The sequence below is a fragment of the Bradyrhizobium sp. AZCC 1678 genome, from assembly GCF_036924765.1.
GTDB classification, from domain to species: domain Bacteria; phylum Pseudomonadota; class Alphaproteobacteria; order Rhizobiales; family Xanthobacteraceae; genus Bradyrhizobium; species Bradyrhizobium algeriense.
The window spans coordinates 2,285,638-2,312,220 of record NZ_JAZHSE010000001.1; the positions used below are offsets into that span (position 1 = coordinate 2,285,638).

General features: G+C 60.4%; 25 protein-coding genes and 1 pseudogene. 5 read left to right on the top strand and 21 right to left on the bottom strand.

Annotated features, from left to right (window positions below):
* Window positions 1-568: 568 nt before the first annotated feature.
* The 13 genes and pseudogenes from V1294_RS10925 to V1294_RS10980 form a co-directional block, all read right to left on the bottom strand.
* Window positions 569-2,215, bottom strand: coding sequence for an alpha/beta hydrolase (locus V1294_RS10925; protein WP_334496973.1), 1,647 nt, complete (start codon window positions 2,213-2,215; stop codon window positions 569-571).
* A 119-nt stretch (window positions 2,216-2,334) separates the two neighbouring features.
* Window positions 2,335-2,640 carry a glutaminase gene (locus V1294_RS37925; protein ID WP_442895437.1) on the bottom strand — a complete coding sequence of 102 codons (306 nt, stop codon included), beginning with the start codon at window positions 2,638-2,640 and terminating at the stop codon, window positions 2,335-2,337.
* A gap of 97 nt (window positions 2,641-2,737) precedes the next feature.
* A complete protein-coding gene (locus tag V1294_RS10930; protein ID WP_334496975.1) occupies window positions 2,738-2,941 on the bottom strand; it encodes a hypothetical protein in 204 nt (67 codons plus the stop codon).
* Window positions 2,942-3,053: 112 nt separating this feature from the next.
* The gene (locus V1294_RS10935; RefSeq protein ID WP_334496977.1) at window positions 3,054-3,674 is read right to left on the bottom strand and encodes a DUF3611 family protein; all 621 of its coding nucleotides are present in this window, start codon (window positions 3,672-3,674) and stop codon (window positions 3,054-3,056) included.
* Between the two features lie 31 nt (window positions 3,675-3,705).
* Window positions 3,706-3,954: a hypothetical protein gene (locus V1294_RS10940; RefSeq protein WP_334496979.1), complete on the bottom strand. Its 249-nt coding sequence runs from the start codon at window positions 3,952-3,954 to the stop codon at window positions 3,706-3,708.
* 37 nt (window positions 3,955-3,991) lie between these two features.
* Window positions 3,992-4,498 (bottom strand): DUF1269 domain-containing protein, encoded by a 507-nt coding sequence (locus tag V1294_RS10945; RefSeq protein ID WP_417021237.1) that lies wholly within the window; start codon window positions 4,496-4,498, stop codon window positions 3,992-3,994.
* Between the two features lie 325 nt (window positions 4,499-4,823).
* Window positions 4,824-5,417, bottom strand: a complete 594-nt coding sequence (locus V1294_RS10950; RefSeq protein ID WP_334496981.1) for an AI-2E family transporter — start codon at window positions 5,415-5,417, stop codon at window positions 4,824-4,826.
* 44 nt (window positions 5,418-5,461) lie between these two features.
* Window positions 5,462-8,617 carry an efflux RND transporter permease subunit gene (locus V1294_RS10955; RefSeq protein WP_334496983.1) on the bottom strand — a complete coding sequence of 1,052 codons (3,156 nt, stop codon included), beginning with the start codon at window positions 8,615-8,617 and terminating at the stop codon, window positions 5,462-5,464.
* Window positions 8,614-9,850 (bottom strand): annotated as a pseudogene (locus V1294_RS10960) (efflux RND transporter periplasmic adaptor subunit). The gene V1294_RS10955 and the pseudogene V1294_RS10960 overlap by 4 nt, the downstream one beginning before the upstream one ends.
* 58 nt (window positions 9,851-9,908) lie before the next feature.
* Window positions 9,909-10,151: a hypothetical protein gene (locus V1294_RS10965; protein WP_334496985.1), complete on the bottom strand. Its 243-nt coding sequence runs from the start codon at window positions 10,149-10,151 to the stop codon at window positions 9,909-9,911.
* A 572-nt stretch (window positions 10,152-10,723) separates the two neighbouring features.
* Entirely contained in the window at window positions 10,724-11,281 is a 558-nt protein-coding gene (locus V1294_RS10970) for an HdeD family acid-resistance protein (RefSeq protein WP_334477724.1), read from the bottom strand.
* A gap of 155 nt (window positions 11,282-11,436) precedes the next feature.
* On the bottom strand, window positions 11,437-11,922 hold the full coding sequence (locus V1294_RS10975) for a DUF992 domain-containing protein (protein WP_334496987.1): 486 nt from the start codon (window positions 11,920-11,922) through the stop codon (window positions 11,437-11,439).
* Between the two features lie 449 nt (window positions 11,923-12,371).
* Window positions 12,372-12,602, bottom strand: a complete 231-nt coding sequence (locus V1294_RS10980) for a DUF6894 family protein (RefSeq protein WP_334496989.1) — start codon at window positions 12,600-12,602, stop codon at window positions 12,372-12,374.
* Window positions 12,603-12,868: 266 nt separating this feature from the next.
* Here V1294_RS10980 and V1294_RS10985 point away from each other — a divergent pair, with 266 nt between their 5' ends.
* A complete protein-coding gene (locus V1294_RS10985) occupies window positions 12,869-13,579 on the top strand; it encodes a Bax inhibitor-1/YccA family protein (protein WP_334496991.1) in 711 nt (236 codons plus the stop codon).
* An 18-nt stretch (window positions 13,580-13,597) separates the two neighbouring features.
* Here V1294_RS10985 and V1294_RS10990 read toward each other — a convergent pair whose 3' ends face one another.
* On the bottom strand, window positions 13,598-14,101 hold the full coding sequence (locus tag V1294_RS10990; protein ID WP_334496993.1) for a DUF1269 domain-containing protein: 504 nt from the start codon (window positions 14,099-14,101) through the stop codon (window positions 13,598-13,600).
* 938 nt (window positions 14,102-15,039) lie between these two features.
* Between V1294_RS10990 and V1294_RS11000 the strand changes: the two genes are divergently transcribed.
* The 4 genes from V1294_RS11000 (at window position 15,040) to V1294_RS11015 (ending at window position 18,973) form a co-directional block, all read left to right on the top strand.
* Complete coding sequence (locus V1294_RS11000; RefSeq protein WP_334496995.1) at window positions 15,040-16,242, top strand: sensor histidine kinase; 1,203 nt, start codon at window positions 15,040-15,042, stop codon at window positions 16,240-16,242.
* A 94-nt stretch (window positions 16,243-16,336) separates the two neighbouring features.
* Window positions 16,337-16,966 (top strand): response regulator transcription factor, encoded by a 630-nt coding sequence (locus V1294_RS11005; RefSeq protein ID WP_334504596.1) that lies wholly within the window; start codon window positions 16,337-16,339, stop codon window positions 16,964-16,966.
* Window positions 16,967-17,130: 164 nt separating this feature from the next.
* Complete coding sequence (locus V1294_RS11010) at window positions 17,131-17,766, top strand: response regulator transcription factor (RefSeq protein ID WP_334477733.1); 636 nt, start codon at window positions 17,131-17,133, stop codon at window positions 17,764-17,766.
* 85 nt (window positions 17,767-17,851) lie between these two features.
* Entirely contained in the window at window positions 17,852-18,973 is a 1,122-nt protein-coding gene (locus V1294_RS11015; protein WP_334477734.1) for a baeRF11 domain-containing protein, read from the top strand.
* A gap of 221 nt (window positions 18,974-19,194) precedes the next feature.
* Here V1294_RS11015 and V1294_RS11020 read toward each other — a convergent pair whose 3' ends face one another.
* The 7 genes from V1294_RS11020 to V1294_RS11050 all read right to left on the bottom strand — a co-directional run bounded on the left by V1294_RS11020 (window position 19,195) and on the right by V1294_RS11050 (window position 26,541).
* Window positions 19,195-20,640, bottom strand: a complete 1,446-nt coding sequence (locus tag V1294_RS11020; protein WP_334496996.1) for a GntP family permease — start codon at window positions 20,638-20,640, stop codon at window positions 19,195-19,197.
* Between the two features lie 84 nt (window positions 20,641-20,724).
* Window positions 20,725-21,741, bottom strand: a complete 1,017-nt coding sequence (yut, locus tag V1294_RS11025; protein WP_334496998.1) for an urea transporter — start codon at window positions 21,739-21,741, stop codon at window positions 20,725-20,727.
* Between the two features lie 62 nt (window positions 21,742-21,803).
* On the bottom strand, window positions 21,804-22,754 hold the full coding sequence (locus V1294_RS11030; protein ID WP_334497000.1) for an urease accessory protein UreD: 951 nt from the start codon (window positions 22,752-22,754) through the stop codon (window positions 21,804-21,806).
* A complete protein-coding gene (ureG, locus tag V1294_RS11035) occupies window positions 22,751-23,395 on the bottom strand; it encodes an urease accessory protein UreG (RefSeq protein WP_334497002.1) in 645 nt (214 codons plus the stop codon). Before ureG ends, V1294_RS11030 begins: the two co-directional genes overlap by 4 nt.
* Window positions 23,396-23,413: 18 nt before the next feature.
* Window positions 23,414-24,133, bottom strand: coding sequence for an urease accessory protein UreF (locus V1294_RS11040; RefSeq protein WP_334497004.1), 720 nt, complete (start codon window positions 24,131-24,133; stop codon window positions 23,414-23,416).
* Window positions 24,117-24,809 (bottom strand): urease accessory protein UreE, encoded by a 693-nt coding sequence (gene ureE, locus V1294_RS11045; RefSeq protein ID WP_334497006.1) that lies wholly within the window; start codon window positions 24,807-24,809, stop codon window positions 24,117-24,119. Before ureE ends, V1294_RS11040 begins: the two co-directional genes overlap by 17 nt.
* Window positions 24,810-24,819: 10 nt before the next feature.
* A complete protein-coding gene (locus tag V1294_RS11050) occupies window positions 24,820-26,541 on the bottom strand; it encodes an urease subunit alpha (protein ID WP_334497008.1) in 1,722 nt (573 codons plus the stop codon).
* Between the last annotated feature and the right edge of the window lie 42 nt (window positions 26,542-26,583).

Sequence of the window (26,583 nt, forward strand, 5' to 3'; positions counted from 1 at the left end):
GAACCGTTCGGCGACTGGAAGAAACCGGTGCCAGCGTACATGCAATTTGTTCATGGGATGGAGGTAAGGATGAATATACGGGCTGCATGCAGTGCATTGATCGTGAGCGGTTGGGTAGCGGTTGCTGCACCTTCAAGCCTTTCCTTGGCTCAGTCGAATGATGCCGGCTTATCCGCGAAGGATCGCGGCGCATCTGTGCCAAAGAGGGCAGTGCCAAATACAAATGCAACCCCGCTAAACCCGCGAAACCCCCGGTACTGGCGTCATCGCGGCGGTAAGCATCCGCACTTTGGCAGCCGGCGCGTTCGCACCTAGGTCCAGGCGCCACAGAGCAGCGGCTTCGCCCCGTTGCCCGCTAGAAGCGCCTGGTCAGTTCCACTCGTGTAACTTGACCGATCGACCGTTACCTCTTCGCTATGATCGTGGCGTTAGCTGCCTTCCATACGCGCTGATCAAGGAAGCAGCGGAAGCCGTCGCTGTGCCACTCGCTCGTTCATCTGATACGCTCGTTGATGGCTGTGCCAAAAAAAGTCTCCGCCTTAGCTGGTGTTGGAACAGCGGCCGCGGACTACGGCCTGGAGAGGTGTTGCTTCAGCCGCGTGATCTCGTCCGGGGACCAGTCGCGAACATCCGTCACCTCGATCCACGCGTCAACGTAGTGCGCCGGGGCGTAGACGTGGCCGTAGCCGATCGGCGCTGCCGTCGCCACGAACTTGTCCGCCGCCAGTTGAAGAAGAGTTACGACCGGGTACCACCGCAATTGCGGCGACACGTCCGGGCCGCGGGGCGGCGTCATCCAATCTGGTTCGCAATAGAGGCTGCGGTACTCGAAAAAGGTCACCGGGTCGCTTGCATATTGGAGATAGACGACCCGCATCCGCCCCCATGAGGCATTCGGAGCCGAGAATGGGCCGGCGGCGTTTCCGCCCTGGTTCATGAACCGCACGAACGATCCGTCGCGGAACCGGGGAAGCCAAGCTGGCGATCCGGGATTGCGGCGTTCGGTGAGGAAACGCCAGAGCTTGCTTGAATAAGGCGGGCCGCTCCACAGTGCGCCGGCGAATGGGTCGTCAAGTACTTCAATCAGATCTGTCGACTGTTCGGAGTTCTTGGCGCCAAGGCTAAGACCGTGCAGATAGAGTCGTGGCCGTTTGTCCTTGGGAAGCGTGGTCCAGTATCCGTAAACCTCCGTGAAGAGCGCGCGTGCAGCATCGGCGCCGTAGTCCGCTCCAACAAGCAGGTACAGCCAGCTCCCGAGATAGGAATATTGGAGGGCAACGCTCGCGACGGCACCACGGTGCAGATATTCGACGCTATCCAACGCCGCCGGGTCCACCCAGCCGGTGCCGGTCGGCGTCACCACGATAAGCACGGATCGGTCGAACCCGCCGACGCGCTTTAATTCTTCCAGCGCGAGCTTGGCGCGCGCTTCCGGCGTGTCTGCCGATCTTAGTCCGACATAGACGCGAATTGGCTCAAGCGATCTCCTGCCCGAGAAAGCACTGATCTCCTCGCGGGTCGCTCCCAAGGAGATGAACTCCCGTCCCGCCCGTCCGAGCTCATGCCAAGCCAGCAGGGAAGCGCTGCTGCCGGTCTTCAGAGGGTCCGTTGGTGGCCCAGTCTCCGGTTCGATCAGTTTGTCGAATTCCCGGTAAGACGCATCTGCGACGCGCAGGGTGACCCGGAAGAGAAGTCCATTGATAACCGATGAGAACAGCGCAAGCGCGGCGATGATGCCAATGATGTGGGAAACCCGCATCGGCAGAAGGCGGTTAACTCTTATAGCCACGAAGCGGAGCGTCAGCTGAAAGCACCGCGCTAGCGCCAGCAGGATTGCGAAGACCGCCAGTGCAATCAGGGCGACCTCGAATGGATATGCCGTTTCGACGTACTCGATCTCCATTAGCTCTCGGATCGAATTCTGCCATCCTGCCGCCTGCCAGAGGGAGGCGAGCGCAATCCCCGTGCAGCTGATCGCGGCGGTGAGCCGCACAACCCGCATGAGGCGGCCCTTAGGCTGAGGGAGCTCTATATAGGCCCAGAGCCAACGGCCGAATACGACGATGCCGTATCCGATCGTCAGAGAACATCCCGAGACAACGCCCTGCGTCAGAAAACTTCGCGGCAGCAGTGACGGCGTCAGAGAGGCGGCAAAAAACAGTGTTCCGAAGAGAAGGCCGGAGGTAGAGAATGAATGCCATCGCGATCTCGCCATACGCCCGCGCCTCCCGATTCCGACGGACCTCAACTTCGTCCAGCAGCTTGTCGCGAGCACCTCATGGCCTAGTCTCGCCGTATGTTGAACACCGTTGAACGTTGATTTGACATGCTATCTCAATTTGAGAGCCTAACCGACTGGATAACTGCACATCTGAGCCGGCGGGCTAGCGGTGGCGATTGCCCCGCGTTTCGTTTTGCCGTCCTTGCTGAACTGGACGCCCGCAAGCGAATTGAATGGGAATAGCCCGCACCACTCGCGCCAACCTTCGCGCGAGCGACCTCAGGCCTGATGAGGTCGCAAACCAACGCAAATACTATGAAGGGTTTGGAGACACTCATGATCGTGAACTTAATGTCGGCATCCACGGCAGAAGAGATGGTACCGTCCGTCCCGACCACGCCATTGCCGAATACTCGCACGAGAGCTAGATGACCTGAGATATCTCTCAACCAATTCGTACAATATCCACGAATCTCTCCGAACAATCGCGCGTCCGGCTAAGGCTTGAAATCCGCACTAATTCAGGGGCTGATTGCGACGCACAATCTTCAGAATAAGGAGCACCAGACCGACCACCAGCAAGAACGCGCCTATAGCTGTAAGTCCATCATACGACAGACTTACACCCGTAGCCGTCAATAACAATCCCAATATCAGCAAAAGCACGCCCGCAAGCTTTTTGATCAAGAGGGCAGGATTTTCACCTGTAGACGCTGCCATTGAATCGCTCCTAGAATTGGGATTTTCGTTGTCCTTTGATCCTGAACTTTCGTCGTGACAGCATGTCGATCTCCTTCTGCCGAACAACTGGACGTGAGCTGGCGTTACAAGCTCAGGCTTGTTCTTCACTAGCGACGAGGGGGTAGTCCGCAAACTCCACCATCGAGCGAAACAGCAGCCAAAGGCCCATACCGAGGACGGCGATTTCGACCGACAGCGTAACGATGAGAGCCAAGAGGCCGAGGATATCGCCGGCCGAAACCCAGCTTGCCGGCCCTGCCGTCGTTTGCACGACAGGCACTCCTGCCTGGGGTGCACGAAGGAAGTAGAGCAGGAGTTGGCTCGCCTCGAGCAGCATGATCAGCAGAGACAGCACGATACCCAACGTGCTTGCTGCAATCCCAACCCAGACGGCGCCCAGCACTGACGATTCCGACGGGCGACGATCCGCGTCAGCGATCCGCTTCGCAAGCCGGGTGTAACGATAGAACCAGACGGTGGTGAAGAGCAGGACGAGCAGGCTCATCATCGTCAAATACTGAACGAGAACAAGCCCGGCGCGTGTACCGCCACCCGAATCACGGCCGAATACCAGGGCATAGAGGACAAGAGCGACGGGTATCGAGCCGATTGCGATTTGCATCCAGAATCCAACCCGTCCGAGACGTGCGAACGTCCTGGCAAGACTGCCGGTTCCCGATGGCTTCAGGACGCCCTGAATCGTGCGGACCATTGCAGAATCTCTTGCGCCCGTACGCGTGCTGTCATTCATCCGAACCCAACACGATGACGGCAATCAATGCGATGATGCACCTGACGATCACCGTCTCACCATATCCAAATAGCTTTCGCGGCCGCTGATTTTGCAGCAGCAGCAACAACACCGTGCCGTTGTGAAGAAGGGCATCCGGGGTACCCGCGCTCATCGTTGTTATCCGATGCATCAAGTCGGGATGGATGCCATTCTCCACCACCGCGAGCATCGTGCCGTTGGCCTGCGCGGCCTGCCTCACGCCTGCAAAGGCGAATAACCATCAAGGAACGCGGCGACTATTGAGCGAGCGTGGCCACCGCCGCTTTCAATTTCCCTTCCTCCTCATTGGAAAGCGATGTTTTCAGCACACGAGGCTTGTATTGTCCGAGCTCGGGCAGCACCTTGTCTTCGGTGACGCTCTTGACCAATACAAATAGGGCGGATGAACCCTGCGGGATCGTTTCACCGAGTTTCTTGACGAAATCATCGTTGATGCCGTAGTCGGCGAGTGAGCCCGAAAGCGCTCCGGCACCTGCACCGGCGAGGCCACCGATCGCCATGCCGGCGAGCGGGTTCAGAAACAAGACGCCAACGAGCGTACCCCACAAGGCGCCCCACATACCGCCACTGGCCGCACCCATGGCTGTGAGATTAACAGCTTGTTTGACGTGAACTTTGCCGTTGTTGTCGCGCTCGACAACGCACGCATCCTCTAGATCGATCAAGTGCTCCTTCTGCAATGAGCGTGCCTTGTTCAGCACCTCATCCGCGGTGTGAACGCCATCAAAGCCAAGGACAACCATGCTGCTCACTTGGTACCTCCATTTATCCCGGGCTCGGACGCATTGAGCGTTCACCGGCCATGTGCCGGCGAAGAAGACCGCCGGATTCGTGAAAGACTGCGTTGCCGACATCGCTTGCACGTGGGGGCCGCCGAAATCGGACCTCTGGGCTTCCGCGTGGATAGCGCTGGACGATAGGTCTACCGGCGTAGACTAGTCTATCGGGTAACCACTGAAGGTGATGCGGGGGAAATCCTGATTGATTAGTCCAGAATTCCAACATGGCCGAAAGTCGGCGCACTTTTGCGATCCTGCCGGAATCCTGCGTCGCGAGAAAGGCGGGTCGTCAGCCCGTGACGCGTCGACCTGAGAGGATTTGTGCAATCCACCGCGTCGACGGGCTCTGCTCGCAAATTGTGAAAGCGGCAATTGTCAGCTGCACGCCGATGAACGCACCGGCAAGGCCCCACATGAATCCCCGGAAAAACACTGCCAGGAGGATCGCAAAGGGTGAGATGGCAAGCGTTGCGCCTGCAAACCGCGGCTCGATATAACTCCCGCTGAAAAATTGAATCAAATTCATGCCGATAAAGACCGTGGCCGCCGTTCGAAACGACCCGTATTGCACCAGCGAAAACACGGTAGGAAGAAGCGCGGCCACAAGCGGACCGATAAAAATGTAGTTGAGCGCAAAAGTGATGACGCCCCACGCCGGCGCCAGCTCAAGGCCGATGAGCGCAGTGAAAGCCCAGACTGCAAGCCCCGTGAGCAAGCTCATCAACGTACGCACGGCCATGTATTTGCGGAGCTTATGTGCAATCTCCCGACAGGTAGAAACCAGCCGCGTGCCGGTCGCGCCGCCCTCGCTAGCCAGATTGCGCTGGATGATGTCGATTTCCAGCAGACCGAGCATCACGAAGACAAACACCACGAAGAGCACGACAAGGAGGGCGATCAGCCAGGGTTTTGATTGCGTGTCATGGTCTAGACCGTTTCATCGATAGGCAGTTTCAACCGATTGGTTGGTTTGGAAGCCGTCTTCTTCATCCGCTCGCGCATCCGCTGGAACGTCACATAGAGCATTGGCACCATGAAGATCCCGATCGAGCTTGCGGCGAGCATACCGGCGAACACTGCGGTACCGACCGCTCTGCGGCTGAGTTCCGCGGCGCCGGTTGCGATCACGAGCGGCAACAGGCCGAGGATGAACGCGACCGAAGTCATCATGACCGCACGGAACCGCATATGCGCCCCGAGGATCGCGGCATCCGCGAGCGCTACGCCCGCCTCACGTTGCTCCTTCGCGAACTCCACGATCAGGATGCCGTTCTTGGCGGCGAGCGCGATCAGCACCACCAGTCCGATCTGGCCGTAGAGATCGAGATTGAGACCGGCGATCTTGATGCCGATATAGGATCCGAGCACGCCGACTACGACCGAGAGCAGCACTGGGATCGGGATGATCGTGCTCTCATAGAGAGCTACCAGGAACAGATAAGCGAACAGGACCGCAAGCATGAGCACGATCCCGGTTTGGCCTGCGGCCTGCTGCTCCTGATAGGCGGTGCCGGTCCACTCGAAACTGTAGCCCGCGGGCAGCACGGCAGTGGAGATATCAGCCATCGCCGCAATCGCTGTGCCCGAGGAGACTCCTGGCGCGGAACTGCCGTTCACAGTCACCGAGCGATAGTTGTTGTACCGGGTGATGACTTGCGGCCCAGTCACGATCTTGATGCCGGCCAGCGATCTTAAAGGCACCATCTCGCCGGTATTGTTGCGCACGTAGATCCGCCAGATGTCCGAAATGTCGGCACGATCGAACGCTTCACCCTGAACGTTGACCTGCCAGGTGCGGCCGAACAGGTTGAAGTTGTTGACGTAGATGCCGCCAAGCGTCGCCTGCAGGGCAGTGAAGATGTCGCTGATGGTGACGCCCAGCACCTGTGCCTTGCGACGGTCGATATCGAGATATAGGGACGGGTTAGTCGCGGTGAAGGTCGAAAAGACGCGTGCAAGCCGTGGATCAGCGTTGGCGGCGCCGATTAGCGCGTTCGCGACGCTGGAGATCGCGGCGGGGCTCTGTCCCTCGAGCGCCTGGAGCTGGTATTCGAATCCGCCGCCGGTGGAGAGCCCGATGATCGGCGGCAGATTGAACGGCAGCACGTTGGCTTGTCGGATCTGCGCGCCGGCCACAAAGGTGCGTCCGATCAATGCCTGGGCCGAATCTGCCGCCGCCTTGCGATCGGCGAACGGTTTGAGGCGTGTGACGACCAGCGCACTGTTTGGCTGGGAAGCACCATCGAGCAAGGAAAAGCCGATCACCGCAAGCACGTGATCGACGGCCGGCATCTGCTTCAGGATTTCTTCGATCTGTTGGGTGACTTCGCTAGTTCGCGCCACAGACGCGCCGTCCGGCAGTTGCACCGAGGTGAAGAAGGCGCCCTGGTCTTCCTCGGGGAGGAAGCCCGTTGGCGTGATCAGCGACATTCCGAAGATGCCGGCGGCGAACACCGCGACGAGGAGGAGCGATAGTCCGGCCACGCGCACCAGCCGGCGGACGCCGCCACTGTAGCGATCGCGTAGCCAGTCGATGCGGCCGAGGACGCGGCCCATCATGCCGCGCCGAGGGCTGGTGTGACGCAGGAACAGCGCGCACAACGCAGGCGACAGCGTCAGTGCATTCAGCGCCGAAATCATCATGGCGGCGCTGATCGTCACCGCAAACTGACGAAACAGTGTGCCGGAGATGCCGGGGATGAATGCGATCGGCACGAACACGGAGAGCAACACCAGCGTGATCGCGATGATCGGCGCGGTGATCTGCGTCATGGCCTTTTTACTGGCTTCGGCCGGAGAAAGATCCGGCTCTTCCTCCATCACGCGTTCGACGTTCTCCACGACGACAATGGCGTCATCCACCACGATGCCGATGGCGAGCACCATCGCTAGCAGCGACACCGTGTTGACCGAATAGCCGAACACGAGCAGGACGGCGAAGGTACCGACCAAACTCACCGGAACGGCAATGGCCGGAATCACCGTGGCACGGACGTTGCCGAGGAACAGGTAAACCACGATCACCACCAGGACGAAGGCCTCGCCAAAGGTTCGCAACACCTCCGCGATCGTGTCCCGCACAAAGCTCGTGGAGTCGTATTGCACGAGGTAGCTGAGCCCGGTGGGGAAACGCTTGGACAATCGCTGCATCGTGGCAGCTACCGCCTGCGCGGTGGTCATGGCATTGGCACCCGGCGCCAGATAGATCGCAATCGGCACGGCGGCGCGGCCGTCGATGCGCGCTTCGCTGTCGAGATTTTGCGCGCCCATCTCGACGCGGGCAACGTCCTTGACGAGCAGCGACGAACCATCCGGATTGGCACGCAGCACGATGTTGGCGAACTGATCGACGGTAGCGAGCCTGCCCAATGTTTGCACATTGAACTGAAACTGCTGGTCATCGCTGATGGGCCGCGCGCCGATGCGGCCGACCGGCGCCTGGACGCTTTGCGTGCGGATGGCGGCGATGACATCTGCTGGCGTGAGATTGAGGCTGGTGAGCCGCTGCGTATCGAACCAGATCCGCATCGAGTAGTTCATCTTGGCGAAAAGATTCGCCTGGCCAACCCCCGACGTACTCGCAATCGCGTCGAGCACGTTGATGATGGCGTAGTTGGTGATGAAGAGCGGGTCCTGCTGACCGTCGGCGCTGTAGAGCACCAGGAATTGCAGGATCGACGAGGATCTCTTCTGCACTGTCACGCCCTGTTGTTGCACCTCCGTCGGCAATTGTGACAGCGCGCGTTGTACGCGGTTGTTGACGTTGACGGTGTTGATGTCCGGATTGGTGCCAAGTGCGAACGAAACTGTCAGCGTGTAGCTACCGTCGTTACCGCTGGTCGATTTCATGTAGAGCGCACGATCGACGCCGATCACCTGCGCCTCCAAGGGCTGCGCGACGCTGCTCTCGACGACTTCGGCGGAAGCGCCGGGGAACGTGCCGGCGACCGTCACCTGCGGCGGCACGATGTCCGGAAATTGCGCCACCGGGATCTGCATCAACGCCAGCGTGCCGGCGATGGTGATGATGAAAGCGATCACCATCGAAAGCCGCGGGCGATCGATGAAGACGGCGGACATCATGGCTTGGTGTCCGCTTTGCCGGAGGTGCCCTGATCTGTTTGCGAAGCGGCGTCTCCTGCGCTGGCCTTCATGCTCGACAGGATCGACGGGCTTGCCGGCCCCGGCGAAACGGTCTGGCCAGGACGAGCCCGCTGCAGACCCTCGACGATCACCGTGTCGCCGGCCGCAAGTCCGCTGATCACCGCGGCGATGGTTGAGGTCGATTGCCCGAGCTGGATGCGCCGCTGCTCGGCCTTGTTATCGGCGCCAACAGCGAGAACGTAGTCGCCCCGTTGATCGGAGAGCACCGCGGAGCGCGGGATCGCCAGCACCTCGACCGGCTGGACGCCTTCCAGCACGACGGTGACAAATTCGCCATCGGTCAACTCGTGAACGGTGACGCCTGCCGCGGAAGGCGCGCGCAGGATTGGATTGGCGATCTCGCCCCGCACGGTGATCGTGTCGGTGTTTTGCGCGATGGTGTTGTCGACGAAATTCAGTTTTCCGGACTGGCCGTACATGCGGCCATTTGGCAGTCGGAGCCTGATCACCACGGCTTCGAGGCCGCCTTGCGGCCCGTAGCGTTCGCGCAGTTCCAGCCCCTGGCGCAGCGGCACCGGGAAGGTGACATACATCGGGTCCTGGCTGACAATCGTGGTCAGCACGCCCGAGCTTGGACTGACGACGTTGCCTTCAGTCACCGCCGTGCGTCCGATCTTTCCGTCGATCGGCGCGCTGATCACGGTGTAGTCGAGATTGATTTGGGACGCCTGGACTTGGCGCCTGTGCGGCCTGCACCTGGGCCTCTAGGCTGCGCTCGTTGGCGATCGCCGCGTCGTAGGTCGATTGTTGCCCGGCTGGGCCTCCGAGCAGCGTACGCGCGCGCTTTGTCGTTAACTTGGCGTTTTCGAGTGTCGCTTGGAGCTGAGCCACCTGCGCCTGCTTCGAGGCGAGATCGGCCTCGAAGGGGCCGCGCTCGAGCCGATAGAGCTGATCGCCCTTCTTGATCTCGGCGCCCTCGTCGAACAGGCGCTGCTCCAAAAAAGCGGTGACGCGGGCGACGACGTTGACCCGATTGATCGCCTCGATTCGTCCGAGGAATTCGCTGGTCTCGGTGATCGGTCGTCGTGTCGCTTCGATGACTCCGACCGCAGGTGGTTCACCCGGGGCAGGTTGTGTCCGGCCCGCCCCGCTGGTGATGATCGTCAGGAGGCTTGCCGCCAGCAATCTGATTGCGATGCCAGCAAGGTCCATTGTCCGCTCCTTGCACTGACTCAGAACTGCGCCGGGTCAATGCTTCATCAGGGCCTCGCTACTGCCGCTGTGTCCGATTGCTGCGCGCGGGCTCGTCATAACCTTTGCGACGGCTATAGAATATCAGCGCGATCAGGCCGCAGCCGGACACCAGCACCAGGACTGCGGCCGCTCCCAAGATGATGTTGCCGTAAAGCGGCATTGATGGAGCCGCTTGCCACACCGACACGCAGTACCAGGTTGCCCCGACGAGAAGGGCTGCCAGCAAGGCCGCGAGGAGCCATCGGTTCGTGTTGCGCACGGTTCGGTCCATCAATTGGGTAGGGGCTTGTACAGTTCTCGTGAGGAAACTGCCGTCCGTGGATCGTGGGTTGCGTGAAGCGTTCCTAGTTTCACCGCCATCCGCAACGGCGACGACCGCGATCCCACCAGCAAACCCAGCGACGCCTGCGCGGCGGCGGGCGACCCCAACCGGGAGTGGGGCCCCAGCCCGGAGTAGGCCCCCAACCGGGAGTGACACCCCAACCGCGGGAGCGGGCGACGGACCCCACTGCCATCCGCAACGGCGACGACCGCGATCCCACCAGCAAACCCAGCGACGCGTGCGCGGTGGCGGGCGACCCCAGCCCGGGGCAGATCCCCAACCGGGGCTGGGCCCCCAACCGGGAGTAGGCCGCGGTCCCCACCACTGCGCTTGAGCCACAAGGTCAGACGGTTTGCCGGCTAGACCCAGATCAGGTGGGACCGGCATCGCCTCCGCGGTCTCAATGAAGCGAACACCGATTGCGCCGACCGCTGCGGCGGCAACGGCCTTCTGTGCAAGGCCAAGGAAAGCACGGCGGGTGGGAGCATTCATCGTTTTCTCCTCTTTTGTTACGCGGTCCTCCGCGCGGACTGAAGCGCATAGAGCAGCCATGCCAGACCGTGCGAGATCAGGTCGACGCCAAGCAGGAATCCAAGAGCCCAGACACTGATGATTGGGAAACGGAACAGGATGAGAGCACCGGCGATCAATGCAAAGACGCCAGAGATCAGCATCATCCAGCCGTTCTCTCGCCAATGGGCGAAACTCAGCACACATCGAATGGCACCCGATGCGAGCAGCACCGCGCCGAGGAAATAGGTCAGGACCAGGGCGCCGGACGCCGGCTGCGTGACCAGCACAAGGCCGAGGGCGAGATAGAGCGCGCCGAGCAGGATCTGCCACAGGAAGCCGCCCCACCCCTTGGTCCAGAAGGCGTGCATGATCTCGAACCCGCCGGCTGCGATCGCCGTCAGCCCGATCAGCTTGACGCTGATGATGGTTGCGAACACGACGTCACCAAGAGCGAGGACGCCGGCGGTGATCATAACGATGCCAAGGAGAGCGCAGACCCACAACGGAGGAGGGCCCAGAGCTTCGATGCCGGACTGGCCGTCATGGACTGTCATGCCATCCTCCTGATATGCGTGGCGATCGGCACGCTTGGGAAGGTAGCCTCGAACCCACAAGGTCGACATCCGACGAAACCCTGAGCAACCGGGCGGAAATATTCCCATCGACCGAATGGAGATGCCGCCCGGTCGCCGGATAGCGGAGGCGGGCCCTACCGCCTTCCTCGCGGACCCAGCGTCAGGTTGGTCACCCCAGCCGCCAGGTTGATCCCGATCGATCGCTCGATCGACAGCGGTTGCAGGACGACGCTGCGGCGAGAACCGCCAATCAGGACGTTGGCGCCAAAGCCGGGGCCCAAGGCGACGTTACCGCTCGCGCCCACATAGCTGCCCCGCAGGGTGCCCGGTCCAATCCGCGAATTCTTGGCCAGGACAGCCCAGGACAAGGTGCCGGCTCCAGTCACGCCGAGGTCAAGACCAACCCTTCTGATCCGTCCCTCATAGATGTACTGCCGAGGTGGCCTTCTCGCGTAGAACACACAGCGCAGCGACTGCGCGGATCCGAGGACCAGTCCAACGCGCGGCGTGCTGAAACACAATAGTCTGCCGACCCTGAACGTATCGGCGCGGGCAGGCGAGGCGGCGGCGCAGAGCAAGACGAATGCGCCAATGGATCCAAGGAACCGTATCATTCGCATTCAAGCCTCCATTTGGTTGTTCGTGGCGGCGGATGGCTTCGAACGGCCTGAAGGTCGTCTCCTTGCGTTCGCGTTTTGCGAAAAGGAACAGCAGTGTTCCGGGCGCCCAGAGAATCGAGCACTGCAAGAGAAGTTTGAGGCCGCCGGCGTAGATCATGCCGTCCGCATTGAGCGTCGCGACGGCCGAGCAGATCCATCATCGACCCGATCACGAGCGCGATGAGCGCGGTGCGGGAGAGTTTCTGATCGGCCGCGTTTGACGAAGGAGCCATGACAGAGGATGGCCTTCCAATCGGAGACGAGGCGGGCACGACAGGCAGCTTGAATCGCGGGATGCCGGCCACCCTGGGCAAGGACCTTAGAGGCACCTTGCTCGTCCGCACATCAGGGATTCTCTGTATAGAGCAAGGGCAGGAAATTGGCTGGCCCTGCATCCCGCAGGGCCGCGTTCAGGTCGCCGCGACGGGGCCCGCCACGCTTTGATTGCGGTTGGACGATGCTCCGGGAACAGCCGTCAGAGTCACGAAGACGACGCTGAAACGAAAAAATTCGCCGGTCTTTGCCAGTTCGGCCGCAATGCGCCTGGCGTGCAGGATGGCCGCGTCCTGATCGGCGAGTTCGCATCCGATCCCGTCTGGAGAGAGACCGTATTTGTCGACGATATGAAAGAAGTAGCGCATGCCGGCGGGATTAGGTCGGAGCGCTGCCAGCTTCCAGTGACAAACATGTAAGGGGCCTCCGCCAAAAGGATGAGAAGAGGGCGGCTGTTGCAGGTTACGCTTTGGAAAGGCGCCAAGACGGGTGCCACGAATGGCCTGATGCATACGGAAATCGCCGCGGAATAAGGTGATTTTACCTCCGGAACTCGGGTGATTGTCCGATATCTCGCGCGAGGCCAGAGGAATAGCTTGGCATCATGCTGCGGGCTCGAGAGGAGGCGTAAGCAATGTCAAACTATGATCAGAACCTGACAGCCACTGGCACGCCCGGCGGCGCGATCGCGGTTGACACCGGACTGCGCGCCTACATGATGCGCATCTACAACTACATGGCTGCTGGCGTCGGCCTGACCGCTGTCGTCGCGTGGCTCACCTATCAACTTACCGGCCCCGCATTGCTGCAGAATCCGCTGATGTGGGTCTTCATCCTGGCTCCGCTTGCGCTGGTGTTCTTCATCGGAGCGCGGATCAACACGCTGTCGGCGGCAACGGCGCGGCTTCTGTTCTTCGTCTATGCGGGCCTGGTCGGCGTCTCGCTGTCGATCCTGCTCCACATCTACACCAGTTCCTCGATCACTCGCGTATTCTTCATCGCAGCTGCAACGTTCGGCGCGCTCAGCATTTTTGGATACACCACCAGGCGCGACCTGTCGGGGCTCGGCACTTTCCTGTTCATGGGTCTGATCGGCATCATCATCGCAAGCCTGGTCAACCTATTCCTACGCTCGACCGGGCTTGACTGGCTGATCTCGGTCGTGGGCGTCGGCGTCTTTGCCGGGCTCACGGCCTACGACACGCAGCGGATCAAGGCGATGTACGACAGCAGGGACGATGAGACTTCAGCCGGCCGCAAGTCCGTGATTGCCGCACTTTCGCTCTACCTCAACTTCATCAACTTGTTCATGATGATGCTGCGCCTCGCCGGCAGTCGACGCTGAGAGGTGAAGGGCAGCCGTTCAGGCCGCCGGTCGCTCCGCCGCGCTTGCGAGTGCATCGCGCAGGGCTTTTTCCTTGGTCTCATCCAGGGACGTCTTCAGCACGATCCCTCCGGTGTCCTTGATTTCCTTGAGCACCTTGTCCGCGGTCATGTTCCTGATCAGGACAAACAAGGCGGCATTGCCAGTCTGGAGGCCCGTTGAGAGCTCTTTCATGAAAGAATCGTCGATGCCGAAATCGGAGGATGCGCCGCCGAACGCGCCGGATGCCACGCCGACTGCTACACCGAGGATCGGATGGAGGATAAGCACGGCGATCAGAAGTCCCCAGAAACTTCCCGTCATCGCGCCCACCGGAGTCGCGTTGACGAGTTGATTGAGCTTGACGCCGCCGGAATCCGTCTTCACGGCGATCACTGCATCGGTGATTGTGATCAGATTTTCCTTCTGCAGTTTGAGCAGCCGTTGACGCACTTCTTCGGCTTTTGCCTCGGACGGATACACGATCGCGACGAGATCTGACATGGAAGTCTCCTGGACATCTCCTGCTGGATAGAGCCCCCACCGGCGGCCAAGACTGAAGCCGCTGCTTGGCGCAATGCGGCAGACTAGCCCGCAGCCCGTTGACGCGGCATCCGAGAAAACCCTCAGTCGCAGGGATGACTGTTCCCGATCATCCGGTCCTGGAAATCCCTCTCCCCAAGTTACCCGCCGCTGCAAGTCTAGTCTCGTAGACGAGCTCCGCGGCTATCTGGAAAACTTCAAGCCGCGCGGTCTGGCCGAAACATTGATCGGGGGCGTGTCGACACATGATTCCCGGATGCCCATGGCGACGAGATGCTCCAACTCGTCCGCGAGTATGACGGGAATATCTGCCGCCGCCGCTCCCCAGCAGCTGTATACGCAGGACACGACGTATTGGATCTACGGCGTCACGCTGACTGGCTCCACTGGCGCGCGCCACGAAGAGCCGATCCTCTACGGCCATCTACAAGTTCCATCGCTGGCAAGGTCAACGTCTGCTGAGGGAGCTGGGATACCAACAGGCTCAATGCCAGTCGACAGGATCAAATCTACTCTGCCGACGTTGATCCCAAGAACGGCACCATCCTTGGGTGACATCCGATCACGTGTCAGCGAGAGTGAATTTTCTCGAAAAAAATAGCGGTTCGCGAAAATCCCCGTTTGAAGCACTTTTAGTATCTGTTGCATCGCATTTGAGCTTCGCTCTCGCAACGATGTTTCGCGGCCCACACATTAGTGCATTTCCGGATTTCGTCTCACAGATTCGAGATTTAGCTCTTGCGGGAATACTACCTGGTGGTGTGGCCGTCCTAACGGTGTATAATCAACCCACCCCCCAAGGGCGCGGCCTCTGATCCGGTTTTGGGATTGATGCCACGGTGGCGGGGCGGGAGAGCGGCTCACGATATTCAATATTGAGAGTTGCTTGAGAAGGGTGAGTGCGTATCGTGAAGTTGCATGGCTCTCCAGCCCGCGAGTCGAATCGAGCCAGCGTCAGAGAATGGCTGCGAATTGGCCCGGAAGAAACGAGCGACCGGCTGTACTGGATGTTCGCAGCCGATCTTCTCTTTGCAGTACGCCCTTCGCACCGGGGGCGATTTGCGTACGAAGGGATAAATCCGGCGTTTGAATCTCTTCTTGGCATTTCGTCGGAGGAAATCCGAGAAATGGACGTCTCTGCTTGTTTGAGCAGGGAAGATGCGAGGTCCGTTTGCGAAGCCCTCCACGCTTGTCTTGCCGAACGAGCCGAGGTCAGAATTCGCCATCGCCTCGCGCTTGGCGGTCCTCGGCGAACGATCGAGACGACCGTCGCTCCGATCTGCGATGCCGCAACCGGCAGCATGGTCCGCCTGATCGGCAGTCATCGTATCCTGAGCGAAGGCACCCTTAAGGGCGCCGCTGAAGGGATCGTCGACGCGCGCATGAATGTCAGACTGGTTTCCATCCAGGAGGACATCCAGCAAAAAATCGCATCGGATCTCCACGATTCGACCTGTCAGCATTTGATCGCAGCCAGCCTGGGCCTTATGCGGATCCGGGCCAGCTTGGGCGACCCCGTCAGCGCCGAGCGGCTTTGCGACGAAATCGATGCATCGATCGATGAAGCGCTCAGGGAGATCCGGGCCTTTGCCTATCTGCTGTACCCCCAGGACCTGACGATCGACGGACTGAAAGCCACGATCGAGCACTATGCCGAGGGGTTCGCAGCACGCACGTCGCTGCAAGTCAGTACCAGGATCGCGTCCGACGTAGATCGATTGCCTTACGAGAAACAGCACTCATTGCTGCGGGTCGTCCAGGAAGCCCTGACGAATGTCTTCCGTCATGCCAAGGCGACGGAAGTGGAGATCGTGATTGAGGTAGCTGACCGTCGCGTTCGGCTGACGATCAGCGACGACGGTCACGGCATGCCGGTTGCCACGTCGCGACCCGGCACCAAGGCAAAATCGTTTGGCGTTGGAATTCCCGCAATGCGAGCGAGGCTGCAGCAGATCGGAGGCACGCTTGAGATCCGCTCCGGTCCGGCGATGCGGCGCTCGGGCACCATGTTATGCGCGGTGTTTCCGCATGATTTTGTTACCAACAGGCGCAACCGACGAAAGGCCACCTCAGTCATTACGGCTCACACAGGCACTCAATAGAGCCAAAACGCGAATCGCCGGTGGCAGGAGGAAGTCGCCGTTTCTGGCGCCTTTCGAACTTGGCACCGTGCAAAACGACCAGGAGTGTTCTGCCATGAAGCGGATTCTTATCGCTGACGATCACGAAGCGGTGCGGTTGGGGCTGCGAGCGGTGCTACAACAACGAGTCGATTGGGAAGTCGTCGCCGAGGCAAATGACGGCAGCAAGGCAGTTGCCGCGGCGATTGAGAGCCGGCCCCACGTTGCTATCGTCGATTTCTCGATGCCGCGAATGACGGGGGTGGAGGTTGCGCGGCGGATCAGGGATCATCCGCTGCAGACGGAGGTGCTGATCTTCACGGTGCACAACTCCGGTCTGCTCGCGCAACAGGCGTTCCAGGCCGGCGCCCGCGCGTTCCTGGTGAAATCGGATGCGAACAAGCTGCTATTGGCGGCCGTTGACTCGCTTCTGCTGCACAAGCCCTTCTGTACCAGAAGCTGCGTGAATGAATTGGATATCGTATCGCGTGCCGACATGGACAGGCAGCAGGGGCTGACGCCGCGAGAGCAGCTTGTCGTCAAGCTGGTTGCGGAGGGTTATGGCAACAAGGGCATCAGCGCCATCCTGAATGTCAGCGTCAAGACGACCGAGGCGCATCGGGCGGCCGCGATGCGCAAACTGGACGTGAATTCAACCGCGGGGCTGGTCCGATACGCGGTTCGGGCGAGGCTGGTCGAGGCATGACGATGACCTGAGCGGGCGGCGGTCACGTCAGTACATTCGCCGGGAGATCTCGGGGTTTTGTGGGATAACCCTTCCGGCCGCGATCAGTATGATCGTCCGACTTTGCTGCCGGTCACCTCAGCCGATCGCTTGAAGGTTCGGTGCCGGCATACGGGAACGACGCCGTGAAACGCATCGTGATTGCGGATGATCATGAAGTCGTGCGTTCCGGGCTTCGCGCGATCGTTGAAGCGCGCTCCAACTGGATCGTAAGCGGGGAAGCGACCAATGGCGAGCAGGCCGTCACGTTGACCCTGGAAACCCGGCCGGACATTGTGATCGCCGACTACTCCATGCCTATTATGAACGGATTGCAGGTGAGTCGCCGCCTCAGGGCGCTCCATCTGCGCACTGAAGTGTTGATCCTGACGATGCACGAAAGCGAGGAACTGCTGACGGAGGCCATTCTGGCGGGCGTCCGTGGCTTCCTGTTCAAGTCGGATGCCCGGAAGCACCTTATTTCTGCGATCGAAGCCTTGCTCGACGGCAGGCCTTACTTCACCAGTGTCCTGCTGGAGAAACTTCTCCACGACTACCAGGTCAACATGCAGAACAAATCGGACATGGTGCTGACGTCACGCGAGCAGAGCGTGGTTCAGCTTATTGCGGAGGGACATACGAACCGGTCGATAAGCACCATCTTGAAGCTGAGTGTGAAGACCGTCGAGACCCATCGCGCGTCGGCTATGCGCAAGCTCAGGATGTCGTCAACGGCAGAGCTGGTCCGCTATGCCATCCGCAAGAGACTGGTTGCGCCCTGAGATACTCCTCAACTATGGATTTCCACTATCTTGATCTGGGTGGACGATGTGAAGATCCATAAGTTGCTCGAAATGGAGATTTGTCATGCTCTACGTCGACATTCCAACTACCGCCGATCTGAAATCACTGATCTCCCACCGCGATGACATCTGCCTGTCGATCTATCTGCGAACCTCGCCAGTGACGCAGGAGACCATAGGCGATCGGATCGAATTGAAGAATCTTGTAAAGCAAGGAATCCATCAGCTCGAAGCGGCGGGCACCGACAAGCGCCGCGTTGCTGCATTGGCCGAACATCTGGACGACCTTATCGACGATGACGAGTTTTGGCGTTTCCAGGCGCGCAGCCTCGCTGTGCTGGCCACGCCCGACAATATCCGGACATTTCGTCTTCCCAACGCGCTGGAGCCCCTCGTCGAAGTGTCCGATCGCTTCTTTTTGAAGCCGCTGCTGCGCGCTGTCACGTTTCCCCACGCCTGTTATGTGCTGGCGCTGTCTGAAGCAATGGTCCGCGTGATCGAGGTCCCCGCTGATTTGCCTGCGACACGTGTCAAGGTCGAGGGCATGCCGAAGTGTGCTGCCAGCGCAGTAGGCCGCTCGACCCTGAACGATCGATCTCCGAGCGGTCGCATCCAGGGCGCTGAAGGCCAGAAGGTGAGGTTGCGCCAGTTCGCACGAAAGGTGGACAGTTCACTGCGCGCACTGCTTGCCGGCATCGATATCCCGCTGGTACTGGCCGCGCTTCAGCCTCTCGCATCGATCTATCGATCTGTAAATACCTATGCGCATCTGACACCGACAGGGATCGATGGCAGCCCTGACGCGCTCACTGACGCTGAAGTTGCGGCGCGTGCCCGCTCAGTGCTTGATGATCTCTATCGTGACGAGATCGCGGCCTTCGTCAGCCGCTTCCAGGCCCGCGAGAACCAGCGTCGCGCGACCACCGATATCGTCCAGGCGGCTCGCGCGGCCACCTGTGGGGCCATTGAAACTCTGCTGGTCGACATTGATGAGGTCGTTCCCGGAAAGGTGTCCGAGGTGGATGGCAGCACGACGTTTGCTGACAGGCCGAGTGCGGGCAGCTATGGCGTGGTCGACGAAATCGCGCGGCGGGTTATCCATGCAGGTGGCCGCGTTCTCGGTGTTCGCAAAATCGACATCCCCGGAGGTAAGTCCCTCGCCGCTGTCTTGCGCTATCCCATATAGACCGCGGTCATGATTCTGATCTGCGCGACGGATACTGGTGCCAGTTTTGCTTCGCTTCGCTTATCGGTAACAGTCAACCTGACGAACGCGAACGTGTTTAAGGCAGGGCGAATTCGTCGTGGTTTGGCATGCGAGTGATCTGTTAGCGAGACGGAACGATGATCACGACGAGTGGCAACCAACGCTCGGACAATCTTCCGAACTAACGGTAACTACTGTCGTCAAAACGATCCAAAAACCGAACCCAGTATCAGGACAGCAACAAGTGCGATAATGCAACTGACGATCACGGTCACCACCATGTCGAGATAGCTTTCACGGTGAGTCAGACCACTAATCTGCAATAACAGCAACACCGTGCCGTTGTGCGGGAGCGCGTCTAGGGTACCAGCGCTCATCGTTGTTATACGATGCATCAATTCGGGATCGATGTGATGCTCAGTGGCAAGACGCATAAAGTCGGCGCCAAATGCATTGAGCACAATTGCCATACCGCCGGAAGCAGTACCGGTCAGCCCCGCCAGCACATTCATGGAGAGTGCCAATGAGACCAGCGGTCCTCCCTGAACCGAAAATACCGCATCGCGAACCAGCCCAAATGCCGGCACTGCGGCAACGACCGCGCCGAAGCCGACAAGACTGGCGATCATCAGCATCGGCAAGGCGGCGGAATTCGCGCCGGCATCAAGGCTTTCGCGAACGGATGGCAAGCGTCGAAAGTTGATGAGAATGACGGTCAAGTTTGCCAACGCGAGAGCCACCAAAACCGACCAGACGCCGGACACGGCCCCGATCGTAATACCGCCCCAGCGGGGCTCGGACAGGAACGAAAAATCGAGCCGCGGGAATACGACGAGCGCCATCAGGAAATTGGTGACGATAACGACGACGATGGGCAGCATGGCCAGGACGAAGGGCGGCCCGCTCTCGGCCTGCTTGCCATGCGGTAACTCGGCCGGGTCGAAGTCGCCCGCCGGCGCCGCCTGCTCGCGGACCATCTCGTTGACGACAGGAGCGGTTCCCGCCTCGCCAGCGTAACCTTCGCCAGCCTTGCGCGCGGCCGCCTCGGCACGGCCGAGCCACCACATGCCGAAGACAAAGATGATGGCCGACGCGATGAGACTCAGCCCGGGGGCCGCAAAGGTGGTGGTGCCGAAGTACGGCATCGGAATCGCGTTATTGACCGAGGGGGTTCCCGGCATCACCGACATGGTGAAGGTGAATGCACCGAGACCGACGGCCGCCGGTATCAACCGGCGCGGCAGATTCGTGGCCCTGAACATCTCGTGAGCCAGCGGGGCCAGCACGAAAAACGCGACGAACACGCTCACCCCGCCATAGGTTACGATCGCCGAGGCTGCCACCACTGCGAGCATCGTGCGGCCGGCTCCCAACTTCTTGGTCAAATACTGCGCGATGGCGCTGACCGAGCCGCTGTCGCCCATGAGCTTTCCGAACAACCCGCCGAGCAGAAACAAGGGGAACCACTGCGCTACGAACCGCGCCGCCCCGCTCATGAACGTCTGCGTCCAGTGGGCGAGCAGTGGCTCGCCCGAGAACACGGCCACGATGAGCGCCGCCAGTGGAGAGACCAGCAGAATGCTCCAGCCCCGGTACGCGAGCCACATCAGCAGGGCGAGACCGAGCAATATCCCAATGAGTCCCATGGTTCGCTTCCTCCCGCAAATCCGAGGTCGATGATTGAGCTATCGCTGTCTCACTCACAGGCCCCACGAACACCGTGATGAGGATCAAGCGACGGCGGCAGGCTTTTCGATATCGCGGGCATCCTCAGGCACTCCCTCCAGGCGTTGCCGCGGCAGCAGGAACAGCCACGTCACCAGCACGAATGGAGCCGTCAGAGCCGGAATGGCGAACGGTGTCAGCGCAACGTTCACCGCTGACTGGACGATCACCGTGAACACCGTGGCGAGGGCCGTGTAAACCACGACGCGCCAGTTCGGCTGATAGAAGACGGTACCAAGTGCGATCGCCGTCAGGACCGGGCTGAATCCGAGGAGACCGCCGGTGATCAGGTCGCTCTCGGCTCCGAAAAGATGAGCTGTCAACACCGCCAGTATCGAACCTCCGAGAGCGAAGGCGGCGGCTGCGAGCGAGCTCACGGCGAGCCCTGCAAGCAGGAGCAGCGCCGCGATGCCGCTGGCTTTCAGGAAGACTTGTGAAATGCTCAGGAACACGCCTTGGGCAAGGTCGATCAGTTGGAGCGGGCTTGCCTCGTAGGGTTGGAACGCGGTTACGACGCTGCCGGACGGCAGTGCCGTTCCCGCGAGGCCGGAAAATCCATACGTGGCCAACAACAGAAGCCACGTTGTGAGAACGAACGGAAATGTGAGAGCGCCACCCCATGGTCTGACGACGTTGGTCGTGGCAAGCATCACGACGACGGACACGGCCGCTCCCAGCATCACATACACCCAAAGCAGCGGCCCGGGAGCCAGGAACGTCGCCAGCGCAAGGCCGACGAGAATGCCGTTGAAGCCAAAGAGCCCAGAATGAAGCGAATCGGTATCGACGTGAAGCAGCTGCGCCGTCAGGTTTGCGACGACGACCGCGAGGACGCCCGCAATCACCACCTGGGGTACACCGGCTGCATATGAACCCCAGGCTATCGCGGCCAGAAAGAGAATGCCGGTTAGCGGATTGTTCTGAAACATCACCTGACCGATACTGCGCAAATTGATGTCCAGGAACCGCACTATGCCTGACGACGCAGAGACGCTTTCCCACTTTGCCAAGATCTTTTCCATTGCTGCCTCCTCGAACGTGTCGACGTCAGCTGTTGGAGATCACCTGTTGGAACGTCGATCCACTAGCGCCATAGATAGGGCGGAGGTAGCGCGGCGCCGGTGATCTCCTGACGTACCACGCTCCAGAACTCGCGCACTTTGGCTTTCACCTGCGCCGTTTCGCGGCCCAACACCTTGAAGATCAGGCCGGCATCATTGGGCAAACGACAAGCGCCGAACGCAATACCGTCCGCAAGGTCGATATCAGCCCCCGCACGCTCGTGGATACGGTCTGCCTTGTCCTTGGGCGCGCACAGGATCACGTTGGCGAACACATCAAAGGAGTCCATCACGCCGGTCTGCCGCATCGCATATCGCCGCGGCTCGACTACCAGCTTCTCTGCGAACAAGGAACGACCATCGGGCCGCGCCGCTGCCGTTGATACCGACAGCACGGTTACTCCGAAGCACTCGTCCGGATGATGGTGCTTTCGGCCCGGCTGAATAATTTCCGAGAGGAGCAATGTGGCCGACGGAGCGACGGAGATTTGCGTGTCGCTGATAAATCGTGCGTGCCGGTGCGGGATCACGGGTTCGGGAAGGAACTCCAGGTATGCGTCATCGGCAAGCGTTATAGTTTGACTTTGCGCTGCATAATTGGCGTCCATCGCGTGGATCTTGGTTGCCGATTGGGAGGTGAGGTGAGCTTGCGCGCCCGGACGAAGGGTGATGTCCAGAGCGAGCCTGTCTCCCTGCAGCAAGCAGCCCGTGGTGGTGATCAAGAACACGTAGGCCAAACCTGGCATTTGTTCGTCGCAATGCAGCGCGCGCTGCACCATATAGGGAGCGCGGCGTTCCAGGTTTGCCAGGATCGTTTTGCCGGAGCGGTGCTCGAAACCCAGACGGAGGAAACCCGTCTTGCCCACGGTGCCGCTGCTCATCTGCGGCGGTTCATCCTGGAACGAGGCGAATTCCGGCATCGATGCGCCGAGCGCTTCAGCGCGTGCCCAGGGAGGGAAGGCCGCCGGTATCATGCTGAGCGCCGTGAGCGTGGATTGATATCGAACAGAAACTCCCGCTCGATCAGCGCGACCAATTCCGGAATGCCTTCCCCCGTCTTGCAGTTCGTGAACAGGAACGGTTTGCTACCGCGCATCATCTGCGAATCCTGCTTCATCACGTCAAGGCTAGCTCCGACATGGGGGGCCAGATCTGTCTTGTTGATCACCAGGATGTCGGAATACGTGATCCCGGGTCCGTTCTTGCGAGGAATCTTATCGCCCGCGGCGACGTCGATTACATAAATGAAGTAGTCCACCAGCGCCGGCGAGAAGGTCAGCGTCAGATTATCGCCCCCGCTTTCGATCAGCACGACGTCGCTATCCGGAAAGCGCCGTTCCATATCTTCGACCGCGGCGAGGTTCATGCTTGGGTCTTCGCGCACCGCAGTATGAGGGCAGGCACCTGTCTCCACACCGATAATGCGTTCCTGGAGCAGAACACCCTTGAGGGTACGCTGAACGTGTTTGGCGTCTTCGGTTGTCACCACGTCATTGGTGATGATGAGCACCCTGATGCCGAGGTCGAGCAAACGCGGTGTAATGGCTTCCACGATCGCGGTCTTGCCTGATCCGACCGGACCGCCGATGCCGATGCGCGTGATATTCTTCGACATCCGAAGCTCCCTTCAACATCAGCTCATGAACAGGCGCACATGCGCTCTGGCATGGACAGCGGCCAGAATGTCCGCCAGCGGCGCAAAACCTGCCATGTCCGACAGCCGCGCCGCCGCGGCGGCCTCGTACATCCCTCGCGTTTGGCCGGTAAGTTCGTAGAGAATGTTCTGCGTCTCGATGTGGCTGACCTTCATCAACCGCAAGGCCGCACCGAGGATCGTTGTCGCAACGCCGTACTGGTGCACGACAAACGCCTGGCTGGCAGGCAGATCCTGTACGGCAAAATTTATGGCCAGGGCTATCGGGTAGCAGCCGGGGGTAACAGACTTTTCAATGCATTCACGCCAGGTGCGAAGCAGCGGCGCACCAACCACCTCCACACCCATCTCTGTGAACTTCTTGCCCATGCGAACCGACATGGTCCGCGCTTCGTCTGAAAGCTTGCGCGCGTATGCCTGCGCATCGATCCGGGCGAGGGTATCGACGTCGCCGGCAGCCGCCGCGCGATGCGCAGCGATCAGCGCGATACAGTCACTGCGCGCCGCCTGCTCTAACGCGGTGCGCGCGAACGCCCTAAGCGTTGCCGCGTTGGTGACGACACCTTCCTGAATGGCGGATTCCAAGCCGGAAGAAAATGCGAACGCGCCAATGGGAAACATCGAGTCACCAAACTGCAGCATCCGCGAGAGAAATGCGGTGCTGCTCGACGCGTCGACGCCATCATTCTCGATGATCATGCGCAGAACCGGCCGTTGCCGGCGATGTTGGTCCCTGAGCTGCGTCCCCCGGATGGGCGTGGACGTGCGTCGGTGGATGTCCGTACGCGCGTCCTGTCTCGGCCTCGACGCCGGCATAACTCTCATGCGTGTGTGAATGCACCGGCCCCTCCGCGCCACCGAAAAGCCGGCGTGATTCATGCGGAGCGAGGTAGGGGACGACCTCTCGTCCGGCTACGAATTCGTAGCGGATTCCCTCAAAACGGTGCGTCTTCATGACGGATGCCATCACCTTGCGATCGACGGTGAGCGGAACATAGACACGGTTGCCCTTGACCAATGCCGGCCAATGCTGGTTACCCATCGCGTGGCCCAGTTCAACGCATGTGCGCATGGCCACTTCGGGCACAAGGCTCGCTAGATCGTCCAGATGCACGATCATCACGTCACGCAGCTCGATTCGCGCGACAAGTGCCGAGAGCGCCTTGGCATCCCAGAGCAGCACGTCTCCCTCGCGGATATGGGTGCCGCGGTCGACTGAGACGGCGATCTCCACACCCTTCGCAGTCGCCTTGCGGAAGCGGCTCTTCTGCGCTTCCCACTGGTCGATCTCCAGCAAGTCGGTGTCCGCGGCAGACAGGCGCTCGGTCCATTCGGGATCGCCGATGTTGCCCAGAATGGTTTTGATGAGGATCACGGCACGCTCCTCAACTGAAGAAATACTTCTGGTTTAACGAGATCGTCGTCAAAGGCTGCACGGTGGCGTGCTTGCCGTCGACGGTCACGGCGAAGGTTTCCGGATTGACTTCAATTTTCGGCGTCCCGGCATTTCGGACCATATTGCGCTTGCCGATGTTGCGCACGTTTCGCACCGGCATCACCTGGCGGCGAAGCCCCAGCCGCTCCTTGATTCCGGCAGCATGAGCGACGCCGGAGACGAATGTGATGCAGTTGGCCGCCAACGCATCACCGTAGGCCCCGAACATGGGCCGATAGTAGGTGGGCTGTGGCGTCGGCAGCGACGCGTTCGGATCGCCCATCACTGCCAAGCTTATAAAGCCGTTCTTGATGATGAGCTTTGGCTTGGCGCCGAAGAACGCCGGCTCCCACAGAACGAGGTCGGCGATCTTGCCGACCTCGACCGAGCCCAGCACGTCGGCAATACCGTGCGTGATCGCCGGGTTGATAGTGATCTTCGCCACGTAGCGCAGCACCCGGAAATTATCGTTGCCGGGCGCGTCCTCAGGCAGCTTGCCGCGCCCGGTCTTCATTGCATCGGCGGTCTGGATGCAACGCAGCCAGCATTCCCCGATGCGTCCCATGGCCTGCGAATCGCTTGAGAACATCGAGATCACGCCGAGATCTTGAAGGACGTTTTCCGCGGCGATGGTTTCAGCCCGGATGCGGCTCTCAGTGAATGCAACGTCCGACGGGATGTCGGGGCTCAGGTGGTGACACACCATGATCATGTCATAGAGCTCCGCCTGCGAATTGATGCCGTAGGGGAGCGTGGGGTTTGTCGAAGACGGCAAGACGTTGGGAAGGCCTGCGATCTTGATAATGTCAGGCGCGTGGCCGCCGCCGGACCCTTCGGTATGAAACGAATGGACCGCCCGACCCTCAAACGCCTCGATCGAATCGTCGACGAAGCCGGATTCGTTCAGCGTGTCGGTATGGATGCACACTTGAGTGTCCGTCTCGTCTGCGACTGACAGCGCGGACCGAAGCACCGCCGGGGTGGTGCCCCAGTCTTCGTGACATTTCACGCCGACTGCGCCCGCCTCGATCTGTTCAACCAGAGCCGCTTTGCCGTGTCCGTGCCCCTTGCCGAGAATGCCGACGTTGAGCGGCCAGTTTTCGAATGCGCGTAACATCATATTGATGTTTCCGGGACCCGACGTGACCGTCGTCGCGTAGGAGCCGTCCGAAGGACCGGTACCGCCACCGATCAATGTCGTGGTGCCGTTTGAGAGCGCCGCTTCCGCCTGCTGCGGAGAAATGAAGTGAATGTGTGTGTCGATCCCGGCTGCCGTCAGGATCAGATGTGAGCCCGAGATGGCATCGGTGGTTAGGCCAATCTCCAGGCCAGGTGTAACGCGATCCATCGTCTGCGGATTGCCGGCCTTGCCGATCGCACTGATACGGCCGTCTCTGATCCCCACATCCGCTTTCACTACGCCCAGCACCGCGTCGATCACGGTCACGTTGGTGATCACGAGGTCAGGAGCGCCGCCCGCCCGCGTCACCTGATTGTCCATGCCCATGCCTTCGCGCATGCTCTTGCCGCCGCCGAAGACGAGCTCGTCGCCGTAGCCGCCACGCAAATCGCGCTCGATCTCGACGAACAAGCCCGTATCGCCCAATCGGATGCGATCACCCGTCGTCGGACCGAAGAGACCGACATATTCTTGCCGAGACATGGTAGGCATAGTGGCCCTCGTTCAAGATTTGCCGTTTGGCGCGACCTCACG

What these genes read in the sequence shown, in the direction of transcription:
- V1294_RS11005 (WP_334504596.1), top strand. Translation starts at nt 16,337, where the DNA reads ATGAAGCGGATTCTTATCGCTGACGATCACGAAGCGGTGCGGTTGGGG.
- V1294_RS10975 (WP_334496987.1), bottom strand. Translation starts at nt 11,922, where the DNA reads ATGCGAATGATACGGTTCCTTGGATCCATTGGCGCATTCGTCTTGCTC.
- V1294_RS10985 (WP_334496991.1), top strand. Translation starts at nt 12,869, where the DNA reads ATGTCAAACTATGATCAGAACCTGACAGCCACTGGCACGCCCGGCGGC.
- V1294_RS10980 (WP_334496989.1), bottom strand. Translation starts at nt 12,602, where the DNA reads ATGCGCTACTTCTTTCATATCGTCGACAAATACGGTCTCTCTCCAGAC.
- V1294_RS10935 (WP_334496977.1), bottom strand. Translation starts at nt 3,674, where the DNA reads ATGGTCCGCACGATTCAGGGCGTCCTGAAGCCATCGGGAACCGGCAGT.
- yut (WP_334496998.1), bottom strand. Translation starts at nt 21,741, where the DNA reads ATGGAAAAGATCTTGGCAAAGTGGGAAAGCGTCTCTGCGTCGTCAGGC.
- ureG (WP_334497002.1), bottom strand. Translation starts at nt 23,395, where the DNA reads ATGTCGAAGAATATCACGCGCATCGGCATCGGCGGTCCGGTCGGATCA.
- V1294_RS10945 (WP_417021237.1), bottom strand. Translation starts at nt 4,498, where the DNA reads ATGGTTGTCCTTGGCTTTGATGGCGTTCACACCGCGGATGAGGTGCTG.
- V1294_RS11050 (WP_334497008.1), bottom strand. Translation starts at nt 26,541, where the DNA reads ATGCCTACCATGTCTCGGCAAGAATATGTCGGTCTCTTCGGTCCGACG.
- V1294_RS11030 (WP_334497000.1), bottom strand. Translation starts at nt 22,754, where the DNA reads ATGATACCGGCGGCCTTCCCTCCCTGGGCACGCGCTGAAGCGCTCGGC.
- V1294_RS10970 (WP_334477724.1), bottom strand. Translation starts at nt 11,281, where the DNA reads ATGACAGTCCATGACGGCCAGTCCGGCATCGAAGCTCTGGGCCCTCCT.
- V1294_RS10955 (WP_334496983.1), bottom strand. Translation starts at nt 8,617, where the DNA reads ATGATGTCCGCCGTCTTCATCGATCGCCCGCGGCTTTCGATGGTGATC.
- V1294_RS11040 (WP_334497004.1), bottom strand. Translation starts at nt 24,133, where the DNA reads ATGATCATCGAGAATGATGGCGTCGACGCGTCGAGCAGCACCGCATTT.
- V1294_RS10930 (WP_334496975.1), bottom strand. Translation starts at nt 2,941, where the DNA reads ATGGCAGCGTCTACAGGTGAAAATCCTGCCCTCTTGATCAAAAAGCTT.
- V1294_RS11015 (WP_334477734.1), top strand. Translation starts at nt 17,852, where the DNA reads ATGCTCTACGTCGACATTCCAACTACCGCCGATCTGAAATCACTGATC.
- V1294_RS11020 (WP_334496996.1), bottom strand. Translation starts at nt 20,640, where the DNA reads ATGGGACTCATTGGGATATTGCTCGGTCTCGCCCTGCTGATGTGGCTC.
- V1294_RS10990 (WP_334496993.1), bottom strand. Translation starts at nt 14,101, where the DNA reads ATGTCAGATCTCGTCGCGATCGTGTATCCGTCCGAGGCAAAAGCCGAA.
- V1294_RS10925 (WP_334496973.1), bottom strand. Translation starts at nt 2,215, where the DNA reads ATGGCGAGATCGCGATGGCATTCATTCTCTACCTCCGGCCTTCTCTTC.